Raw genomic sequence first — 25,421 nt, 5'->3', positions numbered from 1 at the left:
CAGTGCCACCTCCGCCGGGAAGGTGGCACTGCCGCCGTCGTACTTAAACAACAACGCAGGGCCACTCCGCGCCCGTCCCAGCGAGTGGGACGGGCCGCAAGTGACCCCGCGTTGCTTTTGGTGCGTGGTGCAGGTGCTTCGAACTAAAGGGTTGCGAAGACCTCACGCAGGAGCTTGGCGGTCTCGGACGGCGTCTTGCCGACCTTGACGCCGGCAGCCTCAAGGGCTTCCTTCTTGGCCTGAGCGGTGCCGGCGGAGCCGGAAACGATGGCGCCCGCGTGGCCCATGGTCTTGCCTTCCGGGGCGGTGAAGCCGGCCACGTAGCCGACAACCGGCTTCGTGACGTGTGCCTTGATGTAGTCGGCGGCACGCTCTTCGGCGTCGCCACCGATTTCGCCGATCATCACGATCGCCTTGGTCTCCGGGTCAGCTTCGAAGGCCTCGAGGGCATCGATGTGGGTGGTGCCGATGACCGGGTCGCCGCCGATGCCGATGGCGGTGGAGAAGCCGAGGTCACGCAGTTCGTACATCATCTGGTAGGTCAGGGTGCCTGACTTGGAGACGAGTCCGATGGGGCCCTTGCCCGTGATGTTTGCCGGGGTGATGCCGACGAGGGCCTCACCCGGAGTGATGATGCCGGGGCAGTTCGGGCCGATGATGCGCGTGACCTGCTTGCCGTTGGCGTCGACCTTGGACTGGGCCAGTGCCCAGAACTCGGCGGAATCCTGGACCGGAACGCCTTCGGTGATGACCACGACGAGGCCGATGCCGGCCTCGATGGCTTCAACGACGGCGTCCTTGGTGAAGGCCGGCGGCACGAAGACGATGGAAACGTCAGCGCCGGTCTCGGCCATGGCTTCCTTGACGGTGCCGAAGACGGTGATCTCGGTGTCGCCGTGCAGGACCGTGGTGCCGGCCTTGCGGGCGTTGACGCCGCCAACAACGTTGGTGCCGGCCTTGAGCATCAGGGCGGTGTGCTTGGTGCCTTCGCCGCCGGTGATGCCCTGGACGATGACCTTGGAGTCCTTGTTCAGATAAATAGACATAGTCGAGTCCCTCTACTTCGCTGCGTTGGCGAGCTCGGCGGCCTTGTCGGCGCCCTCGTCCATGGTGGCGGCCAGGGTAACCAGCGGGTGGTTGGCCTCGGCCAGGATGCGGCGGCCTTCCTCAACGTTGTTGCCGTCGAGGCGGACGACCAGCGGCTTGTTCGCGGAGTGGCCCAGCTCGGCCAGTGCGCCAACGATGCCCTTGGCAACGGCGTCACAGGCGGTGATGCCGCCGAAGACGTTGACGAAGACGGACTTGACCTGCGGGTCGCCCAGGATGACGTCGAGGCCAGCTGCCATAACCTCGGCGGACGCTCCACCGCCGATGTCCAGGAAGTTGGCGGGCTTGACGTTGCCGTGGTTCTCACCGGCGTAGGCAACGACGTCGAGGGTGGACATCACGAGACCGGCGCCGTTGCCGATGATGCCGACTTCGCCGTCCAGCTTGACGTAGTTGAGGTCCTGCGCCTTGGCCTTGGCCTCGAGCGGGTCAGCAGCGTCCTTGTCTTCAAGGTGCGCGTGCTTGGGGTGGCGGAAGTCGGCGTTCTCGTCGAGGGAGACCTTGCCATCGAGGGCAACGATGTCACCGGCGCCGGTCAGGACCAGCGGGTTGACCTCCACGAGGGTGGCGTCTTCCTTCTTGAAGACGTCCCAGAGCTTCAGAATTACGCTGGCGACCTTGCCGCGCAGTTCCTCGGCGAAGCCTGCAGCGGCGACGATTTCGTCGGCCTTGGCCTGGTCAATGCCCACGGCCGGGTCGATCGAGATCTTGGCCAGGGCTTCGGGGCGCTCAACGGCGAGCTGCTCGATTTCCATGCCGCCTTCAACCGAGCACATGGCCAGGTAGTTGCGGTTGGCTCGGTCCAGCAGGACGGAGAAGTAGTATTCCTCGGCGATGTCAGCACCCTGGGCGATCATCACGCGGTGGACGGTGTGGCCCTTGATGTCCATCCCGAGGATGTTGGTGGAGTGTTCAAATGCCTCGTCAGCGGTCTTGGCGACCTTGACGCCGCCGGCCTTGCCGCGGCCTCCGGCCTTAACCTGGGCCTTGACGACAGTTACGCCGCCGATTTTCTCGGCAGCTGCCTTTGCTTCTTCAGGGGTGTGCGCCACGATGCCAGCAAGCACGGGTACACCGTGCGCCTCGAACATATCGCGCGCCTGGTATTCAAACAGGTCCACGGTTTAGTGTCCTTCTACGTCGAAGTAGTTTCTGTACAGCCGGACCCCACGTATTCGCGGTTACCGGGCTGCGGAATAAACGCACCCTGCGACAAGCTTGGAAACGAGCCACACGGCGCAATGCTCCTCTGGGAACTCTAGTCCTTCGATCGGACCAGCCCGTTCCAGAGTACCCGTTATGTGAGTAAGGACACTATTCTATGGAGCGTAGAAAAACCGCTAGATTACGCGGTTTTTGGGGTGTCCGACGGCGTGCGGACCGGCCGTAAGGCCGTGTCAGATGCGCCTTCGTAACGTAGGCGGGAGGAGCCGGCGCCGGCGCCGGCTGATGCGCAGCGGCCAGCAGATGCGCGGCGGCCGGCAGATGCGTGCTCGGCGGGGGCCGGCGAGCGGTCATGCGCAATGGGCTTCTGGCGCGTGCGCTGGCGGTGCCGGGGACCTCCCCTAGGCGTCCAGCTTGGTCAGCGGTGCGTAGCGCAGCAGCAGCCGCTTCTCCCCGACGTCGAACTTCACCTTGGCGACCGTCTTGTCCCCGGCGCCCTCCACGGCAAGGACGGTGCCGTTGCCGAAGCTGGTGTGGTTGACCTTGTCCCCCACGCTGACGGCGACGATTTCCTTCTGCGGCTGGACCCTGTTCTTGGCCACGGCGGCGGGAACATCGGCGTTGAAGCCCGCAGACGGGCCGGCGCCGGCGCCGCGGGGCGTTCCGGCGCCCCAGAATGATCCGCTGTAGCGGCTGGAACCGATCGCGGGGCCGCTCCCCCAGCCGCCGCTCTGGCGGCTGGCGCCTTCCCGCTTCCATTCCACGAGTTCGGCCGGGATCTCCTCGATGAACTGGCTGGCCGGGTTGTACTGGCTCTGGCCCCACATGCTGCGAACCTCGGACCGGGTGAGGTAGAGGCGCTTCCGGGCGCGGGTGAGCCCGACATAGGCCAGCCGGCGTTCCTCGGCCAGTTCCTTGGGATCGGTGGCGGAGCGCTGGTGCGGGAACAGCCCGTGCTCCATACCGGTGAGGAACACGACCGGGAATTCCAGCCCCTTGGCCGTGTGCAGGGTCATGAGCGTGACGACGCCCAGACGCTTGGCCTCGGCCACCGCGGCGTCAATATCTGCCCCGGGAGCATCGGGAATCTGATCGGCGTCGGCCACGAGGGACACCTGCTCCAGGAAGGCGCCGAGGGAGCCTTCGGGGTTGTCGCATTCGTATTCGCGCACGACGGCGACGAGTTCCGCCAGGTTCTCCACCCGCGATTCGTCCTGGGGGTCCGTGCTGGAGCGCAGCGCCGCGAGGTAGCCGGTCTGCTCGAGCACCGCTTCCAGGGCGGCGGCGGCACCCGAGCCGGAGGCCACCTCGGCGAGGTCGTCGAGGAGTTTCACGAAGCCCAGCACGGCGTTGACCGAGCGGGTTGCCATGCCCGGGGCTTCGTCGGCGCGCCTCGCGGCGGTCATGAAGGAGGTGCGATCGCGCTCGGCAAGGGCAGCGACAGCGCCCTCGGCACGGTCGCCGATGCCACGCTTGGGTTCGTTGAGGATCCGGCGGAGGTTGACGTCGTCGTCCGGGTTGACCAGAACCCGTAGGTAGGCGAGGGCGTCCTTGATTTCCTTGCGCTCGTAGAAGCGGGTGCCGCCAACCACCTTGTACGGCAGGCCCACGCGCACCAGGACGTCTTCGATCGAGCGGGACTGGGCGTTGGTGCGGTAGAAAATGGCGACGTCGCCGGGACGCAGATTGCCCTCGTCCTGCAGCCGGTCGATTTCCTTGGCGATGAACTGCGCTTCGTCGTGCTCGTTCTCGCCGACGTAGCCGACGATCTTTTCGCCGTCGCCCTCGGCTGTCCAGAGCCGTTTCTCCGGCCGGTTGGGGTTGCGCGAGATGACCGAGTTGGCGGCGCTGAGGATGGTCTGGGTGGAGCGGTAGTTCTGCTCCAGCTTGATGGTCCGGGCGTCCGGGTAGTCCTTCTCGAACTCCACGATGTTGCGGATGTCAGCGCCGCGGAAGGCGTAGATGGACTGGTCGGAGTCGCCCACGACGGTGAGCTCGGAGGCCTCGGGTCCCTCGCCGACGATCTCACGCACCAGGGCGTACTGGGCGTGGTTCGTGTCCTGGTATTCGTCCACGAGGACATGCCGGAAGCGGCGCCGGTACGAGTCGGCGAGCGCCGGGAAGGCCCGGAACATGTAGACGGTCTGGGCGATCAGGTCATCGAAGTCCATCGCGTTGGCCTGGCGGAGGCGCTGGGTGTAGCCCTTGAAGACCTCGGCGACGGCCTGCTCGAAAGGATCGTTGTAGTTGGCGCTGGAGGCGTAGGAGTCGTCGTCGATGAGCTCGTTCTTCAGCGCGGAAATCTTGTGCTGGATGGCCTTGGGGGCGAAGCGCTTGGGGTCGAGGTCCAGGTTCTTGGCGACGAGCGTGATCAGGCGCAGCGAGTCCGCGGAGTCGTAGATGGAGAAGTTGGAATTGAGGCCGACGTTCTTCGCCTCGCGGCGCAGGATCCGGACGCAGGAGGAGTGGAAGGTGGAGATCCACATGGTCTTCGCCCGGGCGCCGACCAGGACCTCGATGCGTTCCCGCATCTCTGCGGCGGCCTTGTTGGTGAAGGTGATGGCTAGGATCTCGCCGTGGTGCGCCCGGCCCGTGGCGATCAGGTAGGCGATCCGGTTACTGAGCACCCGGGTCTTGCCAGAGCCGGCGCCGGCCACGATCAGCAGGGCGCTGCCTGCGTGTTTCACGGCTTCTTCCTGCTGCGGATTCAGGCCTTCGAGAAGCTCGCTCGCGTTCGGAAGCTGCGGACGGTCCCAGGCGTTACCAGGGGCGCTGCCGAGAGCATGGCCCGGGCCGAAGCCGTTGCCGTCCAGGCCAAAGCCGGCCTCTGAATCCAGCCCCGGAAGGCCGGTCCCGGAAGGCTCTTTGGTTCCTGCCGCCGCCTTGGAGGCAGCTTGGAAGGGTCCGTCGGCATAAGGGTCAAACAACATATCCATGGTGTATCTAAGTCTAGGCGGTGGCGCTGACAGCCGCGTCCGCCCCTCGGGACATGCCCTCCGCCGCCCGCAGCCAGTGGACATAATCCCCTTATGCCCGGTCCTGCGCGCGAAGAATGAGCATGTCGCGCGCAGGTTGAGCCGTGGAATGAGCATGTCGCGTGGACCCTGCGCTAAAGAATGAGCATGTCCCTGAACATTGGACTGCGCGATGAGCATGTCCCGTGGAGGTTGGGCCGTGGAATGAGCATGTCCTGCGGAACCAGCCACCAATGGGCACAACCCCCATATGCCCACGCCTGAGCGCGAAGAATGAGCATGTCCCACGCAGGTTGGACCGTGGAGTGAGCATGTCCCGCGGAGCCTGCGCTCAAGAAAGAGCATGTCCCCTGAACGTCGGACTGTGCAATGAGCATGTCCCGCGGAACCAGCCACCAATGGGCACAATCCCCACATGCCCAGTCCTGACCACGAAGAATGAGTATGTCCCACGCAGGTTGGACCGTGGAGTGAGCATGTCCCGCGGAGCCTGCGCTCAAGAAAGAGCATTTCCCCTGAACGTCGGACTGTGCAATGAGCATGTCCCGCGGAACCAGCCACCAATGGGCACAATCCCCACATGCCCAGTCCTGACCACGAAGAATGAGCATGTCCCACTGAAAAACTTCGCTAGGGAATGAGCTTGCCGGCTGGCGGCGCCGGCCTGTTTATCGGGAGAAGCTCCAGGCTGGCTTAACGCATGAGGTCCATCTGCGACGCGAGCCGCTTCGCTTCCAAAGCCGTCTTAGTGGCAGTCTTGGCGCCGGCCAGCCTCTGGACGGCCACTGCGAAGTCTTGGGCTGTTGCGGTTGTCCGGTGATCAACAGGAATGGATTCCCAGAATTCCGTGCAAGTGGCGAGCAGTTCACTGGTCCCGGCAGGAAGCCTCTGCTGTTTGGAGGACGTCACCACAAGGGCGGTGAGCACCGGCCAGACACAGTCCAGATGACCCTCATAGGCCACCAGCGCCATGGCCCTCGACAGCCGGCCCAGCGATTGGTCGCCGGCCTCGACGCGCTTCCGTGCAGCCATGGCCAGGTGTTCAGCTGACAACTGGCGCCTCGCGGCCATTTCCAGCACCGTTTCAAGGGTGCTGCTCCTGTCGTCCGGGCGGGAACTGGTGAGCATGGCAATGAACCAATCGTGAGTCAGTTGCCCGAGTTCTCCGGCCGTTGCCCCCGCAGGTCCGCCTGCCGCCAGTGCGACGAGCCCGCTGTAGACCACCCGCCTGTCCAACCAGATGGCGCCCAGGTCGGGCCAGAAAGGCACCACCGCCGAGGCCTCAGAGGCGAGCCACGTACCCAGATGTCCGCGTCCGCTGCCACTCCACACCTCTGGCGACAGAAGCTCCGGGGGGATCGACGGAAACCGTTCCAAGGGGACCGGCAAGGTAAGCGGAGCGTCCACCGGAGGGGGCCTGAATCCTCCTCCTCCGACCCACTCGCGCAGAATTCGACCGGCATGCCGCTCCTGCCCGTCCGGACCGTCAAATGGCAGGACGGGCAGTTCAGGGACATCGGCTGCCAGCCGCGCATCCATCGGCCCCAGGCGCAAGAGTGCCTGAAACAGGTCGGCTTCACCATACGCCCAGCCTTCGCGTTCAAAAGCCGGAGCAGTGACACCAGCCTGCCCAGTTCCACACGGAAGTTGTCATAACTCGGCGTGGCCAGGGAGTAGGGCACGGTTCCTGCCTGGACCACCAGCTCACTTTGACGAAATATGTGGACTGCGGCCAAAGGACTCGACCAGCCAAAAGGGTCGTCCGTATCGGAGGAGCGGGCCAGGGATGCCCGGACCAGGCCGATCAGATTCCGGTGAGCGGCCAGGTTGTGTTGCCCTGATGCCCACATCGACAGGACAACCTCCGGGCCCGGGGCCGCCCAGTGCCGCCAGGTGTTCGGCGACCGCGGCCAGCTCCGGCGATACCAGTCCTGAACGTTTTGGGGGCGGCGGTAGACGGTCCGCAGGAAGCGATCAACATGCTGCTCGTCGGCGATGGAATGCTCGCGCGGTCCGAACCACCGCGGTAACGGTTTGTTCGAATCGACCTCTTGAGCCACGAACAGGGGAATTTCTGGAGGCTGTCGGACCCCCGTCCCCCAGAGCGATGTGGCGTAAAGCGGCTCTTCCCGGGCTGGGTCCAGACCTCGCCCCGTCATCTCCTTCGCTGTCGTCCGGACCAACAGATCGGAGGATCCGGCCGCCGCCTCCCAGCAGGCGGCAAGGACGTCGCCGTCGTATGCCTGCGCAGCCTGGAGCGACTCGAGGTGCCGAACCAAAAGCTCCTGGGGCTTCTTCTCCGTCCTGCCGAACACGGCAACACTCAGGTCCCGGAGGTCACCGCCGTCCAGTGGCGCCTGGAGCAGAAGCCCAAGCGCCGGGAAGGACAGGAATCCGGGGGCTGTGGCGACCACGGACAGCAGGAGCGGAATGCTGGCAGCAACCTCCCCAGGGCTGGGCGGACACCACTTCAGGACATCGGCCAACACTCGCTGGGTCGGGAGTCCATCGTCGCGTGCGAGCGCCGTGCGGAGCTTGTCGAAGACCTCCTCGCTGCTGAAGGTCCCCCGGTTGAGGTAGCCGCCGATTGCGGCCCCGACGGTCCACTCCGTCGGCGTTCCTACCCTGGCCAGGGGCCCCAGCGCGTCAGGCGCCTCAAAGCAACGCAACAGAGTTTTCGAAGCCGTCAGGTCCTGATCCCACAACTCCAGCAACGATTTCTGCATTTTCGGAAAGACCACCGCGCTTCCGGCGGCATTGATGCGGAACCCGAGTCCGGACCAACGGGGGGACTCAAAGTGCGCCGCAAGCTCATCGTTCCAGTCCTCGTGGAGCCGGCCGTTCGCGAGCCCCCGATAGTAGAACGCCCAAAGCCGCGGATAGGCCTCGAAATCTGCAGTGGCAACTCCAAAGTGCAGAATGAGCGGCAGGCAATAGCGGATGACGGTTGTGGCAATCTCCTGCCCGGCTCTTGCGTTCCGGCGGATCGCCGCGGCCACGAAGCGCCGGCACCAGTGGTCGCCTTTTGAAACCAGAACATCCAGCAGCGTCAGGATCTGAACGTTGCGGTTCCATCCCATCGCCCGCCAGGGCAGGAATCTGGCGGCATCGGCAGGTGCGCTGACGGCGACGGTGACCATTTCCCTCACAATTGAGCGGGAATGCGAGTCGATGGGGCTGATGGTCCCGTGGAGTCGCCAGTCCAGGTCCTGGGTCAGCAGGGTCCGGCCGCCTTTGGCGAACCACGTCCTCGCCTCGGCGAGTTCGTCCGGCGGGGGCGCGGCAATGTATTCGCGAAGGGCAATCCAGTCTTCGGCTGTGGCGAGCCGGCGTACCTCCTGCACGAGCGGCGGGTCGCCGCGGCCCTCCGGCGCCGTCATGTGTTTTCCAGTACGTGGCCGGGTGCCGTCTCGAGCCGCAGAAGCTGAACGGCGAGCGCATGCTTGCAAGGACCCCTGGAGCCGCGAAAGTCGTACCACCAAGCACAGGTGCACTGGTAGAGTCCGTCCCCGACCGTCACCCGGTAGGCGTATTTTCCGTCTGCGGCCAGGACATCCCAGCAGTCCTCCAACGGGGATACCCCGCCCCGGGCAACAATGCCACGGGCAGCCTGCAGCCGGGGGTGGTCCCTGACGGTACGGCCCGGGTCCAGCGGCAGTTCCCGGTGGAAGTAGGCGTCTTCCACCAAGTCGAACCCCACCTTCCCGGAAGCACCCAACCAGGCCAGCCCCTGGCTGACGCGCTCCGACGAGAGACAGGTCTTTGCGCGGAGCGCCTCTATCGAAATGACCGCCTGCCATCCAAGGAAGTCCAGGACAGTCGCTCCGGCTTCCTTCACGCCAGGGGCGGCGAGTGCCGCAAGGATCCCGCCTTCCCCCGAGAATCCCCGGCCGGCCGCCGGGGACAGCAGCAGCGTGAAGTCGGCACCGGGGAGCCTGAACACCCAGCCGCTGGCCCCGTTGTCGTGACGGAAGATGTCCAGGCGGGTGGCGAATCGGGCGACCCGCCTGGCGGCGGCAAGCCGTCCGGTACCTGCCAGCGTGACCGTTGACGGCTTCGCCGCCGCCACCTCGCGCAATCCCCGGGCCGATGGCAGTAGGAAGACCGTGCGTCCGGGCTGGGCTGCCGGCAAGGAGGCCAGAAACTGACTGACTCCGGAGCCGGAAACGGCGGCCAGATGCGTCATGCCGGCAGCGATGGCGGGTGTCTCGGCGAAGCCGCGGACCCACCGGTCAGGCAGGTCCACCTTCCGCTCCACGTGGCTCTCTTCGGGAGTGGAGACCACCAGCCGGTCCCGGCCGACGTCGAAGTGGAGCAGGTCGTTGCGGTGCACGTTGGCGAGCGCAGAGCGAAGCGGGCTGTTGATGTCCACGTTGGTGGTTCCGAAGCCGATCTCGCCGCCATCCAGGCCGCTGCCCAGCAGGTCCAGCCGCGCCTGGACCCCATTGCATGCCGAAAACGACTCACAACGCAGGCGGTCTCCTCCTGCAGTCATGACCGGGTCTACGACATCGCTGAGCCGGAAACCTGCGTCGTAGTACCTCGACGCCGCGACGTCGGCAACGGCGAGAAGCGCGCTGGACACCACGTCCGGCCTTGCCGCAAACCCGTGAAAGAAGCTGGGATTTTCCACCAGTCCTTGTGGGGTGGCGCCCAGACCTGACTCCAGGAGGAGCCGCCTGGCGCCGTGAGCTTCAACGAGTACGGATTCGGCGAGGTAACCGCTCATCCTGCTCCCCGCAGCCGGCGGGTCCGCACCCGATCAGTTCCTCGTCTGGTCAGCACATCAGGCACGTCCGGAATTGGTGATCGGTCCCCCATGTCCGGAAGTATAGGCCGCGTCCCTGGCCCTCCGATAGACCCGGAAACGGAGGAGGGGACCCCCTAGCCCGCGGACCCCCGGGCTCCGGGCTCCGGGGCCCGGGCGGGAAGCTAGCCGACGCCCCCGGAGCTGAGCGCGGCACGCAACTGCTGCACCGCCGTCGTGCCTCCCGCGATGAACCAGTCCAGGCCGTTGACTCGCACGACGTCGGTCGCGCCGCCGGCCGCCTCGACGATCGCCTTGCCCGGCAGCCAGTCCCACTCGGGGCAACTGTGCTGGAACCAGCAGCCGAGTTCGCCGTCGGCCACCCGGCCAAGGTCACAGGAGCCGGATCCGAACATGCGAAGGGCCGCTGCCGACGTCGCTGCCGCATGCCAGGGCATGGCACACATCGGATCGGCGAGCCACGTCGGGTGGATGTACGTTGCGGCGCCGAGCTCCGAGACCGGTGTGTCCGACCTTCCCTTGCCTCCGGACGCGCCGGGGAGGAAAGTGAGGAGCTTCTCGCCGTTGAGCGTTGCCGCCCGGGACGTCCCGCCAAGCCAGAGCTTGTCCTCCTCCGGCTGGAAGATGGCGCCGAGCCCGGCACCGGACGGGTCCTTCAAAGCGATGGCCGAGCACCAGTACGTGGATCCATGCAGGAAGTTGTACGTCCCGTCGACGGGGTCGATGACCCAGGTCCGGCCGCTGCTGCCCGCCACGGAGGCGCCCTCCTCGCCCAGGATGCCGTCCTCGGGCCGGCAGCGCCGCAGCTGCTCCAGCACATAGGATTCGGCGGCGTGGTCTGCGGCCGTGACAACGTCGGAGACAGACGTCTTCTGCCTGCCCTCGAGCCCTGCCTGCCGCATCAAGAGCGCGAGCGTGCCGGCCTCGCGGACCAGGGCCTCGGCCAGTTGGTAGTCATCCAGCGACGGGTCAAGATCTGCGGTGCTGTGCCGGCCAAGCCGGTGTTTTCCTAGTTCGGTCACGCGTTCCAGAGTATCGGCGCCCGCTGGCAGTGAACAGCCGGCGCGGGAGGCCGAGCCGGACGGGCGATAATGGAGCCATGGCCAAGACACCCGCGCAGCGGATCAAGAAGCACGGCGCCAATGCGGCGGTCCCCCAACACCACCTTCCGCCGGTGATCAATCCGACCACCGACCGGACCCCGCAGAAGGCACAGAACAACACCCACCTGATTGTGATCGCCGGGGTCGTGGCCAGCCTGTTCCTGTTCTGGTACCTGCATCTGCTCACCCTCAACCAGCTCACGCAACTGTCGGGCGGCCAGGCGATGCCGGATTCGATGGTGGGCGGTTTCGACCAGGGGTTCGTGGAGCAGCTGCGAGCGGCCATGGACTCCGACGCCCGCGGCCAGCTCAGCTATGTGCACAAGACAGCCGGCATGCTCTTCCCGCTGATCTTCGGATTCACCTGGCTGCTCCTGATCGGAACTAACGTGGCCAAAAAATCCCTGCGCTGGGCGCTGTGGGCATTGCCGCTGCTCTTTGCCGTGGTCAGGCTGTGGGGCAACATCGTGATCGATGCAATGATGTCCGCCGGGACTCTCGACGCCGGTCAGGTGGCCCTGGCCTCCGGGCTCACCGTGGCCGGCTGGGCACTTCTGGCGCTAAGCCTCGTGGCCGGCGGCGTGGCCGTATTCCTCGGACGCAAGGCCACTGCAGCTTCCCCCACCACGGGACATGTCCAGCCTTAGTCCCTGCCCCGGGACTTGTCCCTCGAACCCGGCTTCACCCGTAGAACATGTCCAGCCTGGGTCCCCGGCGCTGGACTTGTTCTTCGTACCCTGATTCGACCACGGGACATGTCCAGTCCTGACTCCCGCCATTGGACCTGTCCTCCGCCCCCGGATGCACCCACGGGACATGTCCAGCCATGACCACGAGCAGCGGGCCCAGTGGTCCTATGCCCATTCCTCGGTCCCTGCACGGGGCATGTCCCGCGATGCAGCACGAGGCCCACGACGGGACATGTCCCCCGGTGGCCGCGACCGCTGAACATCATGGCGTTATGTCCGGTCTTCAATGCCAAGGGGCGGCATGGCCAACAGAATCCGCGTTGAGAGGCAGGCGAAAGTTAGTCAGCGGGCTCAAGCCTCGTTTGCAAGGTACTCCCGGGCTTGATCGGCACGCTGTTGTGCACCCGAAGCCGTGAAGTGGTCCGCGGCCCTGAGCAGATTTTCCTTCGCCTCGTCTGAGTTGCCAATTGCAGAATGTGCCCGGCCCAGCAAAAGGCACGCTTCTCCGAGGATTTGAGGAGAGGGCTTGTCCGGTTCTGCGCAAATCTGATCCAACAGCTCGATAGCGGCCTTGGCCTCGCCAGCCAAGAAATTCCAGTGGGCCCGGTTCAGCTTTATCAGCAGGTAGTCGTTGGCACTCCCGCCAATGACGTCCGTGGCCAGTTCCGCCCTTTCGATACAGCGCAAGGTGTCCGCATCCGCTATGTCTGCCGCGAGTCGCATGGCTGCTGAGGCTTTGTTGAATTTTGCCCAAACATCGAGGTTCCTTGCCGGGGAAAATGTCGCCGCCGCGAGCTCGTGATACTCGAGACCCTCCGGCACCTTGCTGCAGAGAAACGCAACATTTCCGATGACCCAGTAGACCTTGCCGATCAGTTGGTCGTCGACTTCGGCAGAAATCGCGTCAGCCAAACCAAGGCATTCCGTCCAGGCGTCATCCAGCCTGCCGCTATCCGCCAACGCAGCGATAAGTGCCTGGCGGGCCTTGACGTTGGTTTCGACGTCCTCAGCTGAGGCGAGTTCTACGGCGGCCCTGGCGGCGTCCGCAGCCTGCTCCAGCAATCCAGCACCCTGCCAAGCCTTGGCCACCAATATGTAGGTTTGTGCCTTGGCGTGACGTTCCGTCGTCGCGTGGGGGCCATCAACCAGTTCCGATGCCAGGGCCGCGCAGGTCTCGAACTCTTCGGCGTCCAGAAGGTTCTCGGCCTTGAGAAACGTCATGTTCCACCAGGCATCCATATCTCCCTCGCTGCGAGCTATCTCCGCGGCATCGTGGGCGCTGCTCGCCGCTTGGATGAAGGCGTGGTTAGTCCGGTGCTCGTACGCCCTCAATTCAGCGGCGGCGTAAGAAGGCGAAGCGGAGTGCAAAGTCATGCCTACATTATCCGTTGCTGCGAGACCGCATCTGCACAGCACGCACAAGCAAGTTGCGCGCAGGTTTAGCTCAAGACTCGTCCAGGTTCGCGCGGATAACACAGCTTCTTAATTGCGAGCGAGATTGTTACAACACGGCGTGTCTAATGCCCCTATACTGAACTCGCATCACATAAGTCACATCAGCCTCTTACGTATCAGGAGCTATTCATGAAGAAATCCCTCGCAACACTCCTCGTCGCCGGTGCGCTGGCTGTCGCAGGTCTCTCCGCGACCTCGGCAATCTCGGCTTCCGCCGAAAACGCCGGTCAGGGATCCGTTCAGGCCGTCAACTGGTGGCCGAACTCCACTCAGAAGTAACGGAGACTGTAGTGACAGGCGGCGGGGGCCGGAAGAAATTCCGGCACCCGCCGTCGCTGTTTAAGCTCAAGGATCAACCAGCATGACCTGAAAGCGGGCCCAAACCCCTACGTCCGCCGGCTCATCAACGCCGCAATATCCGCAGCCGGCGCGGGCCGGCCAAAGTAGTAGCCTTGGCCGCTGCCGCAACCCATCTCGCGCAGGATCTCGGCCTGTTCCGCCGTCTCTATGCCCTCGGCCAGGGCTTTGAGGCCGCAGGCGTGAATGAGATGCAGCACCGCGGCCACAAAGTCCCGCTGTTGCTCGTCAGTGCCCAGGCCGCTGATCAGGCTCCGGTCGATCTTGACGACGTTGACGGGCAGCTTGCGCAGGTAACTGATGGAGGAATAGCCGGTTCCGAAGTCATCGATCTCAAGCTGCACGCCGAGTCGCCGGAGGCCGTTGAGCGAATACTGGTCCACATCCCCGCCGTTGACGGCCATGGACTCGGTCAGCTCCACGATCAGGTTTGACGCATCCACCCCGGTCTCCCGCAGGATGTCCCGCACATGTTCGATCAGTTCGAGGTTCTGCAGTTCGGTGGTGGAGATGTTGACGCGGACGTTGAAGGTGCTGTCCACCTGCTGTTCCTGCTGCCATTGCCGCAATTGACGCACGGAATTGCGCAGCACCCAGTGGCCCAGGTCCACGATCATGCCGGTTTCCTCGGCCAGCGGAATGAAGCTGTCCGGCATGAGCAGGCCGCGTTCGGGGTGGTTCCACCGGACCAGCGCCTCCACGCCTTCGATCCTGCCGGTGGCGAGGTCCACCACCGGCTGGTAGTGCAGGGTCAGCTGGTCTTCCCTGATCGCTTCGCGCATTTCCGTAATCATGACGCTCTGCAGCCGGCGCGCGTACAGCAGGGCCGGTTCGAACACTTTGATGCTGCTGTGCGGCTGGGCCTTGGCGGCGTACATGGCCGTGTCGGCTTCCATCACAAGGTCATCAACGGACTGTCCGGGCTCCGCGATCCGCAGGCCGATGCTCGTTCCGCACGTAATTCTCAGGTCCCCGACGTCGAGGCTCTCGTTGAGCGCGGCGAGGATCCTGTTCGCCACCCGGCGGGCGCGGACCAGATTGGACTTGGGCAGCATGACCGCGAATTCATCGCCCCCGAGGCGGGCCACGGTGTCAGTTTCGCGGACGGCGCCTTCCAGCCGCCGCGCGATCACCCGCAGGACGTCGTCGCCGGCGCTGTGCCCCAGGGTGTCGTTAATGCCCTTGAACGAATCGAGATCAAGAATCAGGAGCGCCGGCGGCATCTCGCCCCGCGAGGACTCGGCCAGGGCATGGCTCAGAACCGCGTTTAGTGCTGTGCGGTTGGCAAGTTGCGTCAGGGGGTCGGTCAAGGCCATGCGTTCGAGCTCGACCTGGGCGTCACGCAGCATCGCCGTGCGGCTTTCGACGCGCTCCTCCAGCTCCTGATAAATGGTCTGCAGGTCATCAGCCATCAGGTTAATGCCGGCAATGACGGCGGCGACGTCGTCCCGGGCCCCTGAGTGCGGGATCCTGGTGCTCAGATCGCCGCCGGCGATGCGCACAATGCCCTCCACGAGAGCATGCAGCCTGGGGTCCGGCGCTTCACTCGTCACGGACGTACTGCCTTAGCCATTCGACGGCCGCGGATTCGGAGCTGAAGAACTGCGCCGGAATCGTTTCGCTCCTGGACCGCAGGAGGTAGTGGGCAATGACCCGGTCCACCGGGCTCTCGCCCACCAGGGCGAACGCCGTCGCCGCGATGGATCCCGTGTAGACCTGCCGGGCCTCGACGCTGACACCAACGACGCCGGTAATCACCAGGAGCACCGGCATCCGCCGGCCCGCGGCGAGGGCACGGACGGCGTCACCGGCAATACGCGCTTCGGGCCCCTCGATTTCCTGGTTGGGGGGCAGCAGGACCTCGATGATGGTGCCGTCGATCATCCGCACGCCTATGGCGCGGGCCGCGTCCCCGGCCAGGTCCCGGGCGGCACCGGCGTCCGCGGAAGGCCCGTCCGACGCCGGCACTTCCGACGCCGGGGGTGCCGCAAGCGTCGCGGCCGTCGCCATCGCGGCGGCCGCCGTAAGGGCCGCTGCTGTCTCCAGTGTGGCAGGCGTCTCCGGCATCGCGGCCGCTTCGCTGTCCGCGGCAGGCGAGCCGGCCGTCACCGCCACCTCCGAAGGCACCGCCGCTTCGGCCGTCACCGCCACCTCCGAAGGCACCGCCGCACCCTGGGCGGCGCCGGTTTCATCGTCCGGGAGCCGCTCGCCGTGGCCGGCCAGGGCCTCGAGCGTCATCGGATCGCAATTCGACGGCGGCGGTCCGCGGAACCCCGGAGGTCCCGGTTCAGCCGGCGGTCGCCGTGATAGAGAATCGTTTCCCAGTCGACTTCCTCGGCTGTTTTGGCAATCACGGGGCTCTCCTTCACCTTCTTGGGGCGGGGACTGACATAAAGCCAGTTAACCATCCCGAGGAAAACATCCACGGCGGAATTGAAGACGCCGATGTAGGCGCGGATGGCGCCTGCGGCCAGGACGGCGTTCAGGGAGGCGAATGCCACGTTGCCCCAGTTGCCCACTTGGGCGTCCCGCCACACGGTCAGCAGCGAGAACGCCACAATCGCGTACGGCGTCAGGACGTAGATGGCCGGGGCCGCGGTGCGGTCCTTGACCTTCGGGGTGCGGGCGAATGGAATCTTGTCGCCGGTGACGGCCTGCTGCAGCGATTTCAGCACGCCCGCCAGGTTCACCGGCAGCAGGACGAGGTTGAAGCCGTAAATCCGGAAAATGTCACTGAACCGGTGCCCGCAGTCGCGCAGGTCGCTGCCCATGGCCAGGAAGTAGGGCAGGGCCGCGAGGAACACGATCGGACTCAGCAGCCGGCTGTCATACGGGTACGCCAGGAGGAACACCAGGCCGAAGCTCGCCCAGGCGATGGAGGCCATGTAGTTCACCCGGAGCAGCACCTCCCGGAACAGGATCTTGCGGCGGTCGGACCGGTGCTGGAGGAGCTGGGCCCACAGTTTGGGCAGGATCAGCAAGCCGCCGTTGGCCCAGCGGCGGCGCTGGACCACGAGGGAGCCGAAGTCGGGAGGGGTGGCGCTGTAGCTGAGCCGTTCCGGGTAGTTCACCAGGGTCCAGCCGTGCTGGCCGAGGTCGATGCTGGATTCGGTGTCTTCGATGACGGTGCGGTCCTGGATGTAGGTCCGGATTTCGAAGGCCCCGTTGGTTTCCACCTCCACGATGTCCTCGAGGGCGCGCTTGCGGATGACGGCGTTCGCTCCCACCCAGAAGGTCGCACCGTAATAGCTCATGCCCTGGTGCAGGATGTGCTGGAGGTCGGTGGTGGCTCCCGCAACCCGCTCGATGCGGGTGGGGGCGCCGCGGAAGGAGGAGTAGGGCGTCTGCGTCACAGCCACGCGCTCGTTGCCGGCCGATTCCAAGAAGTAGACCAGGCGGAGGCAGTAGTCGCGCAGAAGCAGGGAGTCGGCGTCGAGCGTCAACACGTAGGTGGTGTCACGGACTGCCATGACCTGGCCCTGCTCGTCAGGGGCGACGTCGGCGGCCACCTTCCGGAGCACCACGCCGTCGGCGGTGGTCTCCTTGTTCCAGGTGTGGCCCATGAGCGAAATGTAGGCGTTGAGGTTCATGGCCTTGTTGGCCTCATGCGAAAGGCTCGCGTACTTCTTGCGTTCGAATGTTTCGGTGGAGACGTTGAAGATCCAGGTCAGCCGGAGGTACAGCTCTTCGATCCGGGACAGCGGCAGCGATGCCTGCTGCACTGACGCGGCGTTCAGGCCCAGGAGCACGAGCCTCAGTTCGCGGGCCAGGCCCATGAGGACGAGGTCGACAAAGAACTCGTCGACGTGGTCCTCAACTTTTTCGGCGGACGCCATCGCTTCAAGCCATTGGGCGGCTGCCTCGTATTCGGAGACCAGCAACTCCAGTTCGCGCCCCTCGGGGCCCGCGGGCGTCTTTTGCCGACGTCGGTATTCGGCCAGGGCGGTGTTGACGCGGGCGGCCGGGGCGCTGAGTGCGGCGGAGATCTCCGCAGTCAACGCGCGGGTCGTGTCCAGCCGGGCGCGATCGCCGGGGTCCGCGGGGTGCGGCGGGTCATCGAGGAGCAGCACCACTTTGAGATCCGGGAACTCCTGCAGGGCGGCGGACCACAGCGTGGCGCGCACCACCTGGGGTTCTTCGGCATAGGAGGGCACCAGCACCGTGATGCCCTCGGAGTATTCGGCAAAGTGGCGGTCCAGTTCGCCGCGGGGCACCCTGGAATGATCGCGGAAACGATATAGCGCCCCTTGCCGGGCCAGAAGATACATGAGGGCCGAAAACGTCAGGAATGTTACGACGACAAGATAGGAAATCGTCTCAAACTGAAACCTGAAGCCGGCATTCGGGTTGTCCGCGAGCTCTTTCAGAATGGTGGAAATGAGGTAGGTAACCCAGGCAGCCAACGTGGTGAGAATTCCTAGCCGGCCAATGATTATTTTGCGCCTGGACGGCCTCGGATGAACAATTGAGAGCGGCTCGGAACGCCGCTCAGCCCCCCATTGACGGCGCCGGACCGCACCCTTTTGTTCGGAAGTCACGCTTTCGGCTTCTACGCGCGGCAAGACAAGCTGATCTGGCATTAGTCCCCATAAGACTGCAAAGTCGGCATATTGGCGCGCGCCTACGGCAAAACCCGCACGCCGCACCGGAATGTTCCGGTGAGTGCCCTTATGATAATGCAAGGTCAGACGCTTGCCGGACATCAGACACTCCGGCAAATGCGCGCGCTGATACCGGCGGCCGGCGCATGCCCGGCTGCTCCATGCAAGACACACAAGGGGGGCCCTGTGTCCGAACGATTCCCAGGCCGCAAGCTGTCGCTGGTCCGGCTGGGCGTACTCATCACCGCCGTAGCGGCAGTCGCCGCCGGCGGCGTCGCCGCGTGGGGCAATTTCCAGGATGTCCGGGCGGCCGAGAGCATCCCGTCGGTCTTTTCGGGATATGTCGACGTCACGGCAACGCCGCGGTATGCCTTCGAGGCCCCGGCGTCCAAGGAAGCCGAAAAAGTCGTGCTGTCCTTCGTGGTCGCTGATCCCAAGGATCCGTGCACGCCATCGTGGGGCGCCGCCTACTCCCTCGCCGAGGCAGCGAACACGTTGGACCTGGACCGGCGCGTGGCACGGCTTCAGCAACTCGGCGGGAGCGTGGCCGTTTCCTTCGGCGGCCTGACCAACCAGGAACTCGCCGTCGCCTGCACCGATTCCGCGAAGCTGACGTCGGCCTACCGGAGCGTCGTCGACCGCTACAACGTCAGCAGCATCGATCTGGACGTCGAAGGCCAGGCCCTGTCCGACCCCGCGGCCCTTGAACGGCGTGCAACGGCCATCGCGGCGCTCCAGCACGACCGCCAGCGCAACGGAAAGGCACTCAGCGTGTGGCTGACGCTGCCGGCGGATCCCAACGGCCTCACAACCGCGGGCAGCGACGCCGTGAAGCACATGATCACTGCAGGCGTCGACCTCGCCGGGGTCAACGCGATGACCATGGACTACGGCGGGAGCAAGCTGCCGGGTCGTTCGATGTACGAGAACGCGGTGTCCGCCGCGGAAGCCACCCACCGCCAGCTGACGGGCCTGTACCGGGCAGCCGGCAGTGAACTAGGCAGTGAAACGGTATGGCGGAAGGTCGGCCTGACGCCGATGATCGGCCAGAACGACGTCGCCGGCGAAATCTTCACGCTCAACGACGCGCAGGATCTCAGCGCCTACGCAAGTGCAAAGGGCATCGGCCGTCTGTCGATGTGGTCCCTGAACCGAGACCGTACCTGCAGCCAGAACTTCCCCGACGTCACGAAGGTCTCCGATGGCTGCAGCGGGGTGGACCAGGGCGGCTCATCGTTCGCCACGATCCTCGGCGCCGGGGTGATGGCGAGCCCGTCGGCCGCGCCGGCCAGCGCCGCTCCGCCGACGCCGGTCCCTGCCGTCAGCGATAACCCCTCCACCAGCCCGTACCCCGTGTGGTCTGAGAACGCCGCGTACAACGCGGGCGAGCGGATCGTGTGGCATTCCAACGTGTACGAGGCCAAGTGGTGGACGCGCGCCGACACCCCGGACGATCCCGTACTCCAGGGCACAGCGACCCCGTGGCGCATCATCGGTCCGGTCCTGGCCGGAGACAAGCCCACGCCCCAGCTCACGGCGCCGGCCGGCACGGCACCGGCGTGGCAGCCCAGCACGGTCTACCGCAAGGGCGACCGGGTGCTCTTCGAGGGCAGGGTCTTTGAGGCAAAGTGGTGGACCCAGACCGACAGCCCCGAAGCTTCGCTGCAGGGATCACCAGACTCGCCGTGGTCCAAACTGCGCGATGAAGAACTGCTGAAAATCATGGCCGCCAAGTCGGCGACGCCTGCTTCTCCGGCTCCGAGCACGACGGCGTCCGCTCCGGCGCCCTAGAAGGTCCGGTTCAGCGGGTCCGGGCCCGGCCCGGCCCGCGTCAGCGTCAAGCGTCAAGCGTCAAGCGTCAAGCGTCAGCGGGTCCGGGCCCGGGCGCGCTTGCGCAGCGTGCGCTCATGCTGGACCCGCTGGGCGATGACGAGGCCGGCCGCCGCGACGCCCACCGTAATGGGGTAGCCCATGAGCCGCTCCAGCGTGCCAGGTTCCGGCACATGCATGCCCGTCACGCCGCCGGCAACGAGCGCCGCAAGGGACACCGCGCCGCAGCCCAGGATGAGCCACCCCAGCGGGGTCTGCCTGAGCCACAGCCAGCCGATCACCAGGAGGGCCAGGGCGCCGGCCGCGAAGTACATGAGGGCACCGGCCACGTGCCAGTGGGATCCGGTGTTTTCGGGTACGAACCCCACAATGACGGTGCCCACGCCGGCGGTGCCGGTCAACAGCCGTGCCGCAGCCGCGGCGGCCACGCCCGCGCTCCAGCGCGCCGGGTTCTGCGCTCGGCCTGTATTCCCACGCGCCTGGGCCGGCCGGCCGGCGCCCCGCGTGAGCGGAACACCGGGCCGCGCGGCAAGGCACAGGAGTGCCGAACCGAGCAGGAGCGCGCCGACAATCATGCCAAGACCCTGGACCACAAAGGACGCGTTCATCAGCACGTGCGCCGGCGAGCAGACGTCCCGGCCGGAAAAGTCCCCGCAGGCCGAGGCGCCGAGGTCGCTGATGTAGCCGGTGCGGCGGCTGTAGGGGTCCGCTCCGGCCCAGGCGCCGATCACGGCAGACTCCGCCACGAAATACTGCAGCACGCTCAGCTTCGCCAGGGCTCCGACGTAGAACCGGGTGGCGGCCACATCCGGGTAGTAGATGGCTCCGGCGGAAAGTTCGGTGGTTCCTGCGGTCATGCCACGAGCGTAGTACCCCCGCTCACCTTGTATGCTTGTATCCGTGTCCGACTGGGCCGGCCAGTGGCCGGCCGCGGATGCCCGCCCTCGTAGCTCAGTGGATAGAGCACGGCTCTCCTAAAGCCGGTGTCGTTGGTTCGATTCCAATCGAGGGCACTTGAACTTTCCTGCCCCGGAAGAAACCCCGGCTTCGGCTCCGGATTTTGACCTCCGCGCCTACCTGCGCGGCTCCTGGTCCGTCGACCGCGCGCTGCTGGACCGCAAGACCGGAACCCGCGGTACCTTCACCGGCGTCGTCCGTTTTACCGACGACGACGGCGGCCTGCACTGGCGCGAAGAAGGCACCGTCCGCTGGGCCTCCTTTGACGGCACGCCGTTCACCGCGCTGGCGAGCCGGGAATATCTGCTGCGGCCGGCGGACACGCCGGCTGTTCTGGACGTGTATTTCCCGGACGGCCGTCCCTTTCACCGCATGGGCTTTGCGGGGCAGGCCAACCGGGACGTGCACTGGTGCGACCCTGACACGTACCGCGTGACCTACACCGTGGCCGGGCCCGACGAATGCGGCTACCGCTGGGACGTCACCGGGCCGGCCAAGGACCAGCTGCTGGAGTCGGTCCTGCGCCGGCTGGACGCCGCAGTGGACACGAAACTCGATCCAGCGCCGGACGCTAGGCTTTCAGAGTGAACCCCCGCATCGTCGTCTCCGCCGTCTGCGTCTTCGATGACGCCGGACGCCTCCTGACCGTCCGGAAAAGGGGCACGGACAAGTTCATGCACCCCGGCGGCAAACCCGAGGCCGGCGAAAGCGCCGCGGAGGCGGCGGTGCGCGAGCTCCGGGAAGAAGTCGGGATTGTCCTGGCCGCGGACCGGCTGGACCTGCTGGGCTGCTGGCTCGCGGACGCCGCCAACGAGGCGGCCACGCAGATCGAGGCCACCGTCTTCACGGCTCCGGGAGTGTGGAGCGCCCGGCCGTCGGCGGAAATTGCCGAGATCCGCTGGCTGGATCTGGCAGGCGAACTGCCCGGCGACCTCGCCCCGCTGCTGACGGACCATGTGCTGCCGGCGCTGTCGGCCAAACCGTCCGCGGGATAGGCCCGCCAGCGCCTGAGGGCCCGGGATCATCACACCTGATTCGTCACGATCCACGGCCCCCTTCGCCGTGTTCGGGTTGGCTCAGCTCTTACCGGGTTCGGCCGGTTCGCTCGCCTTGCCGGCTTTGCTGCCCAACAGGGGGATGAAGGCGATGAGCGCGACAACTTGGGTACCGATGGTGAAGGTGATGAGTCCGGTGTACGACGCCGTGTAGAGGGCGCCGATGATGGTTGACCCGGCGAGCCAGGCGAGGCCGTAGATGGCGGTGAAGATGCCGTATCCGGTCCCGCGTCGCGCAGTCGGGACCAGGTCCGCGACCGCGGCCCGGAGGGTGGATTCGTGGATTCCCAAGGCCGCTCCCCAGACCACGGCCCCGGCCCAGACGAGGGCCGGGGTGGCCGTGAAGGACAGGAAGGGGACGGCGGCGGTAAGCGGTAGGGCGATGAGCAGCCCGCCCAGCCCGATCCGGTCATAGAGCGCCCCGGAGGCCAGTGCGGCCAGCGCCGCTGCGCCCATGGAGACGGCGTAGGTGACCGGTATCAGCGCCGAGGGCAAAACTTTTTGGACTTCGAGGTGGTACGAAATGACACCGAAGGTGGAGAACCCGAACATCGATATGGCCGTGAAGGCGCTGTACCACCAGAAGCGGGCTGGCAACGGGACACGTGCCGGTGCCAGGCCGGTGGCCGCCACGGGTTCGTTGATGGCATGGGTGTCATATCGTCCTGGCTCCGGGGCGGCCCGGCGGAGCAGCAGCACGGCGATGAGAGCGAGCGCGCCGGGGACGGCCAGAACGCCGAATCCCAGCCGGTAGCCGGAGACGGCGATCATCAGTCCGACGAGCAACGGGCCCAGCAGGGCGCCGGACTGGTCGAGGGCTTCGTGGATAGCGAAGGCCTTTCCCCGGCCCATGTCCGCCCCGGCGTGGGAGAGCATGGTGTCCCTTGCGGGCGTGCGGACGGCTTTGCCGAACCGCTCCATGATGACCAGCGCGGCTGCCTGCCACAGGGAGCCGGCGAGAGCAAGGAGCGGGACGGCGATCACGGTCAGGGCGTAGCCGGCGATAGTCAGCGGCCAGTACTTGCGGGTCTTGTCGGCCAGGGGGCCGGTGCCAAGGCGCAGGACCGTGGCCACGGCTTCCCCGAATCCGGTGATGAAGCCGACCATGACCGCGCTGGCGCCGAGGGTGGCCAGGAACGGGCCGGTGATGGATCGGGCGCCTTCGTAGACGACGTCGGCGAGCATGCTCACCACGCCGAACGTCAGCACGAACCCCATGGGTCCGAGCCTGTTCGGCCCGGTCTTCCCGGCCCGGGCTGCCTCGAGGGGCTGATGGCTCATGTCCGGCAACGGTGCTCCTCGCGGTGGTTCCCGGCTACGGTCGGGCTGGTGTCCGGCCTCATAACAGGCTGGCCACGGCCAGACCGGCTGCCGCGGCACCAACCGCGGCGGCGGCGGTGCCAATGCCGTTCAGAAGGGCCAGGCCGGTGCGGCCGGCCTGGATGAGCCTGACGGTCTCGAAGCTGGCCGTGCTGAAGGTGGTGTAGCCGCCCAGGAATCCGGTGCCGGCGATGGCCTGCAGCTCGGGCGGTGCCGCGTGGACGATCACGGCGCCGGCGACCAGCCCCAGGAGGAAGGAGCCGGTGACGTTGATGGCGACGGTGCCAACAGGCAGGGCTGTCCGGAGTCTGGATCTAACCAGCCCGTCCACCACGAAGCGGGTCCCGGCGCCGAGTCCGCCGGCGAGTCCGAGCAAGACAATGGTCAGGGCGTTCACCGGTTCCTCCCTGGCTTGTTGGACCGTTGCCGGCCGGTGTGCAGGTCCGCGTCCCGGTGCCGGGCGGCCTTCCTGCGGTGGTGTCCGACGGCGGCACGGATCCCGGCCGCTGTTGCCGCGGCGCCGCCGATCAGCGTCGCTGTCACGTAGAGCACAGCATCGGCGGTGCGTCCTGCGCCAAGCAGGGCATTCGTTTCCAGGGCCAGGGTGCTGTAGGTGGTGAACGCGCCCATGAAACCGGTACCGGCAAGCAGCCGGATGATCCGCAGCTTCCCGGCGTCCGGACCGCGGCGGACCAGGGCCTCCAAAAGGCCGCCGAGCAGGAACGCGCCGGTCAGGTTGATGATCAGGGTGGGCAGCGGCCAGCCGGACGGGGACGGCAGGACGCTGCTGAGCCCGAAACGGGCCAAGGCTCCAAACACACCCCCGGCGATGACCACCAGCACGAACCCCGGGTGCAGGTGCACAGGGCGGTGGGCGCGTGCCGCACCCAGCGTCCCCGCGTCTGCGGCGTCGGTCCTTCCGGAAGAGCCGGCTGCTGCCGCGGCCTCGGGGGCGGGCGGTTCCATCAGCGGCCTTCCTTCGGATGGTGCCGGGGCTGGGGAGCAAGCGGGACCACCAGCACGGGCCGGTGTTGACGGTGGGTGAGATGGACAGCCACGGAACCGACCAGCAACTCCTCGAACCGGGCCCCAAAGCCGCGTTCGCGGGTGCCCACGACGATGATGGACGCGTCCCTGGCCTCGGCGAGCCGCCCCAGGGCCCGTGCCGGTTCCCCGGCGAGGGTCAGGAAGGACCACCGGATCCCGGTCCCGCCCAGGGCCTCCCGGAGGTGTTCGGCGATGCCAGCGCTGATGCCTTCGATGTCGTCGTCGACGCCGTCCGGATCAATCGGCCGGGCTTCGACCCGCCCGTCGGGTTCTTCGGCGAGGTAGGTGGTGACATCCACGTAGGCGCAGATCAGCTCGACGTTCAGGCTGAAGGCCAGTTCCGCGGCCCGGTGCGCGACCGCGAGGGGCTGGCCCGGCACCACACCCATCAGCACCGGTCCTGTGATCTTCCGCGGGACGTAGGCGACGGGTCCGGTGGCGGCCCGGGTCTCGTTGTCGGGCTCATTCATGGGCGCTCCTGATACATGGGGTCGGCTCGTTGGGATCGTTGAGGTAGGTCCCGGTCGGACCGTACGGCAGGGACGGGTCCTCGTCGGTGATTTCCAGAAGCCGATTGTATTTGGCCACACGTTCACGGCGGGCCGGCGACCCGAATTTCAGCTGCACGAAGCCTCCCCGACGGCGGCAGCGAGGGCATCGAAGGTTTCGCTCCCGGTGGCCGCCCGGTTCGGTCTGATCAGCACGGCGGTCGCGGACGCGGTCCGGATGCCCTCCCGGGCCCGACCGTTCGGGACGCCCTGGCCGTGACGCATCAGGACGAGGTTGCGGGGTGCGGGCACGGCTCACCTACCTTCGGATCAGCAAAGGTAGGAACCATTAGCCAGGCGGCGGTTCGAACAGCCGCACCTGACGTGCCTGCTGTTCCGGCGGGATCCATCACCGTGAACAGAGACTACAGGCCCGGCGGCGACGGCCGCCACCATTCCGCGGCGGTGACTTCCTCGCCGGGACACGTGGTGTCGGGATCCGTCA

At 66.3% G+C, this 25,421-nt stretch carries 23 protein-coding genes, 1 tRNA gene and 1 riboswitch; of the genes, 6 read left to right on the top strand and 18 right to left on the bottom strand.

From position 1 onward, the window contains the following. Nucleotides 1-143 precede the first annotated feature (143 nt). From sucD to ABD243_RS06840, 7 genes are all read right to left on the bottom strand, one after another. Nucleotides 144-1,046: a succinate--CoA ligase subunit alpha gene (gene sucD / locus ABD243_RS06870; protein WP_018776033.1), complete on the bottom strand. Its 903-nt coding sequence runs from the start codon at nucleotides 1,044-1,046 to the stop codon at nucleotides 144-146. A gap of 12 nt (nucleotides 1,047-1,058) precedes the next feature. Beyond that, nucleotides 1,059-2,228, bottom strand: a complete 1,170-nt coding sequence (gene sucC / locus ABD243_RS06865) for an ADP-forming succinate--CoA ligase subunit beta (RefSeq protein WP_018776032.1) — start codon at nucleotides 2,226-2,228, stop codon at nucleotides 1,059-1,061. Between the two features lie 444 nt (nucleotides 2,229-2,672). After that, a complete protein-coding gene (pcrA, locus tag ABD243_RS06860) occupies nucleotides 2,673-5,207 on the bottom strand; it encodes a DNA helicase PcrA (protein WP_344363623.1) in 2,535 nt (844 codons plus the stop codon). A 732-nt stretch (nucleotides 5,208-5,939) separates the two neighbouring features. Continuing rightward, nucleotides 5,940-6,374, bottom strand: a complete 435-nt coding sequence (locus tag ABD243_RS06855; protein WP_344363621.1) for a hypothetical protein — start codon at nucleotides 6,372-6,374, stop codon at nucleotides 5,940-5,942. Nucleotides 6,375-6,394: 20 nt separating this feature from the next. Further along, nucleotides 6,395-8,626 carry a hypothetical protein gene (locus tag ABD243_RS06850; RefSeq protein WP_344363619.1) on the bottom strand — a complete coding sequence of 744 codons (2,232 nt, stop codon included), beginning with the start codon at nucleotides 8,624-8,626 and terminating at the stop codon, nucleotides 6,395-6,397. Beyond that, on the bottom strand, nucleotides 8,623-9,975 hold the full coding sequence (locus ABD243_RS06845; RefSeq protein ID WP_344363617.1) for an SWIM zinc finger family protein: 1,353 nt from the start codon (nucleotides 9,973-9,975) through the stop codon (nucleotides 8,623-8,625). The genes ABD243_RS06850 and ABD243_RS06845 overlap by 4 nt, the downstream gene beginning before the upstream one ends. A gap of 203 nt (nucleotides 9,976-10,178) precedes the next feature. Further along, nucleotides 10,179-11,036 carry an inositol monophosphatase family protein gene (locus ABD243_RS06840; RefSeq protein WP_344363615.1) on the bottom strand — a complete coding sequence of 286 codons (858 nt, stop codon included), beginning with the start codon at nucleotides 11,034-11,036 and terminating at the stop codon, nucleotides 10,179-10,181. A 77-nt stretch (nucleotides 11,037-11,113) separates the two neighbouring features. Here ABD243_RS06840 and ABD243_RS06835 point away from each other — a divergent pair, with 77 nt between their 5' ends. Next, a complete protein-coding gene (locus ABD243_RS06835; RefSeq protein WP_116766943.1) occupies nucleotides 11,114-11,764 on the top strand; it encodes a hypothetical protein in 651 nt (216 codons plus the stop codon). 393 nt (nucleotides 11,765-12,157) lie between these two features. Here the strand turns inward: ABD243_RS06835 and ABD243_RS06830 are convergent, their stop codons facing one another. Then, nucleotides 12,158-13,180, bottom strand: coding sequence for a hypothetical protein (locus ABD243_RS06830; RefSeq protein WP_344363612.1), 1,023 nt, complete (start codon nucleotides 13,178-13,180; stop codon nucleotides 12,158-12,160). 210 nt (nucleotides 13,181-13,390) lie between these two features. Here ABD243_RS06830 and ABD243_RS06825 point away from each other — a divergent pair, with 210 nt between their 5' ends. Then, nucleotides 13,391-13,540, top strand: a complete 150-nt coding sequence (locus tag ABD243_RS06825) for a hypothetical protein (RefSeq protein WP_161958223.1) — start codon at nucleotides 13,391-13,393, stop codon at nucleotides 13,538-13,540. Nucleotides 13,541-13,647: 107 nt separating this feature from the next. Here ABD243_RS06825 and ABD243_RS06820 read toward each other — a convergent pair whose 3' ends face one another. Genes ABD243_RS06820 through ABD243_RS06810 form a run of 3 tightly spaced genes read right to left on the bottom strand, consistent with a single transcriptional unit; the run spans nucleotide 13,648 to nucleotide 18,198 of the window. After that, nucleotides 13,648-15,171 (bottom strand): putative bifunctional diguanylate cyclase/phosphodiesterase, encoded by a 1,524-nt coding sequence (locus ABD243_RS06820; RefSeq protein WP_344363607.1) that lies wholly within the window; start codon nucleotides 15,169-15,171, stop codon nucleotides 13,648-13,650. Next, nucleotides 15,161-15,856, bottom strand: a complete 696-nt coding sequence (locus tag ABD243_RS06815) for a DUF7793 family protein (RefSeq protein WP_344363605.1) — start codon at nucleotides 15,854-15,856, stop codon at nucleotides 15,161-15,163. Before ABD243_RS06815 ends, ABD243_RS06820 begins: the two co-directional genes overlap by 11 nt. Continuing rightward, complete coding sequence (locus ABD243_RS06810) at nucleotides 15,853-18,198, bottom strand: glycosyltransferase family 2 protein (RefSeq protein WP_425547142.1); 2,346 nt, start codon at nucleotides 18,196-18,198, stop codon at nucleotides 15,853-15,855. The genes ABD243_RS06815 and ABD243_RS06810 overlap by 4 nt, the downstream gene beginning before the upstream one ends. A 207-nt stretch (nucleotides 18,199-18,405) precedes the next feature. Between ABD243_RS06810 and ABD243_RS06805 the strand changes: the two genes are divergently transcribed. Next, nucleotides 18,406-20,010 carry a chitinase gene (locus ABD243_RS06805; protein WP_344363603.1) on the top strand — a complete coding sequence of 535 codons (1,605 nt, stop codon included), beginning with the start codon at nucleotides 18,406-18,408 and terminating at the stop codon, nucleotides 20,008-20,010. A gap of 74 nt (nucleotides 20,011-20,084) precedes the next feature. Here the strand turns inward: ABD243_RS06805 and ABD243_RS06800 are convergent, their stop codons facing one another. Continuing rightward, nucleotides 20,085-20,906 carry a hypothetical protein gene (locus ABD243_RS06800; RefSeq protein ID WP_344363600.1) on the bottom strand — a complete coding sequence of 274 codons (822 nt, stop codon included), beginning with the start codon at nucleotides 20,904-20,906 and terminating at the stop codon, nucleotides 20,085-20,087. An 83-nt stretch (nucleotides 20,907-20,989) separates the two neighbouring features. Here ABD243_RS06800 and ABD243_RS06795 point away from each other — a divergent pair. From ABD243_RS06795 to ABD243_RS06785, 3 genes are all read left to right on the top strand, one after another. Then, nucleotides 20,990-21,062: transfer RNA gene (locus ABD243_RS06795), tRNA-Arg, on the top strand. A gap of 1 nt (nucleotide 21,063) precedes the next feature. Next, nucleotides 21,064-21,594, top strand: a complete 531-nt coding sequence (locus ABD243_RS06790; RefSeq protein WP_344363598.1) for a DUF6314 family protein — start codon at nucleotides 21,064-21,066, stop codon at nucleotides 21,592-21,594. Continuing rightward, entirely contained in the window at nucleotides 21,591-22,001 is a 411-nt protein-coding gene (locus ABD243_RS06785; RefSeq protein WP_344363594.1) for an NUDIX hydrolase, read from the top strand. Before ABD243_RS06790 ends, ABD243_RS06785 begins: the two co-directional genes overlap by 4 nt. A gap of 81 nt (nucleotides 22,002-22,082) precedes the next feature. Here ABD243_RS06785 and ABD243_RS06780 read toward each other — a convergent pair whose 3' ends face one another. From ABD243_RS06780 to ABD243_RS06755, 6 genes are read right to left on the bottom strand one after another with little or no spacing between them, the layout of a single operon-like run. After that, on the bottom strand, nucleotides 22,083-23,342 hold the full coding sequence (locus tag ABD243_RS06780; protein WP_344363592.1) for an MFS transporter: 1,260 nt from the start codon (nucleotides 23,340-23,342) through the stop codon (nucleotides 22,083-22,085). Between the two features lie 58 nt (nucleotides 23,343-23,400). Continuing rightward, nucleotides 23,401-23,769: a fluoride efflux transporter CrcB gene (gene crcB / locus ABD243_RS06775; protein WP_425547146.1), complete on the bottom strand. Its 369-nt coding sequence runs from the start codon at nucleotides 23,767-23,769 to the stop codon at nucleotides 23,401-23,403. 5 nt (nucleotides 23,770-23,774) lie between these two features. Further along, on the bottom strand, nucleotides 23,775-24,347 hold the full coding sequence (locus ABD243_RS06770; protein ID WP_344363587.1) for a fluoride efflux transporter FluC: 573 nt from the start codon (nucleotides 24,345-24,347) through the stop codon (nucleotides 23,775-23,777). Beyond that, a complete protein-coding gene (locus ABD243_RS06765) occupies nucleotides 24,347-24,898 on the bottom strand; it encodes a universal stress protein (RefSeq protein ID WP_116766953.1) in 552 nt (183 codons plus the stop codon). Before ABD243_RS06765 ends, ABD243_RS06770 begins: the two co-directional genes overlap by 1 nt. After that, the gene (locus ABD243_RS06760; RefSeq protein ID WP_344363584.1) at nucleotides 24,891-25,055 is read right to left on the bottom strand and encodes a hypothetical protein; all 165 of its coding nucleotides are present in this window, start codon (nucleotides 25,053-25,055) and stop codon (nucleotides 24,891-24,893) included. The genes ABD243_RS06765 and ABD243_RS06760 overlap by 8 nt, the downstream gene beginning before the upstream one ends. Then, nucleotides 25,046-25,228, bottom strand: a complete 183-nt coding sequence (locus ABD243_RS06755) for a hypothetical protein (RefSeq protein WP_344363582.1) — start codon at nucleotides 25,226-25,228, stop codon at nucleotides 25,046-25,048. Before ABD243_RS06755 ends, ABD243_RS06760 begins: the two co-directional genes overlap by 10 nt. Nucleotides 25,229-25,249: 21 nt before the next feature. Continuing rightward, a riboswitch (Fluoride riboswitch) is annotated at nucleotides 25,250-25,339 on the bottom strand. Nucleotides 25,340-25,421: the final 82 nt, after the last annotated feature.

The organism is Arthrobacter humicola (assembly GCF_039531445.1).
In the GTDB taxonomy this organism is placed as follows: Bacteria; Actinomycetota; Actinomycetes; order Actinomycetales; family Micrococcaceae; genus Arthrobacter; species Arthrobacter humicola.
This window is presented reverse-complemented; position numbering and strand designations above follow the sequence as displayed.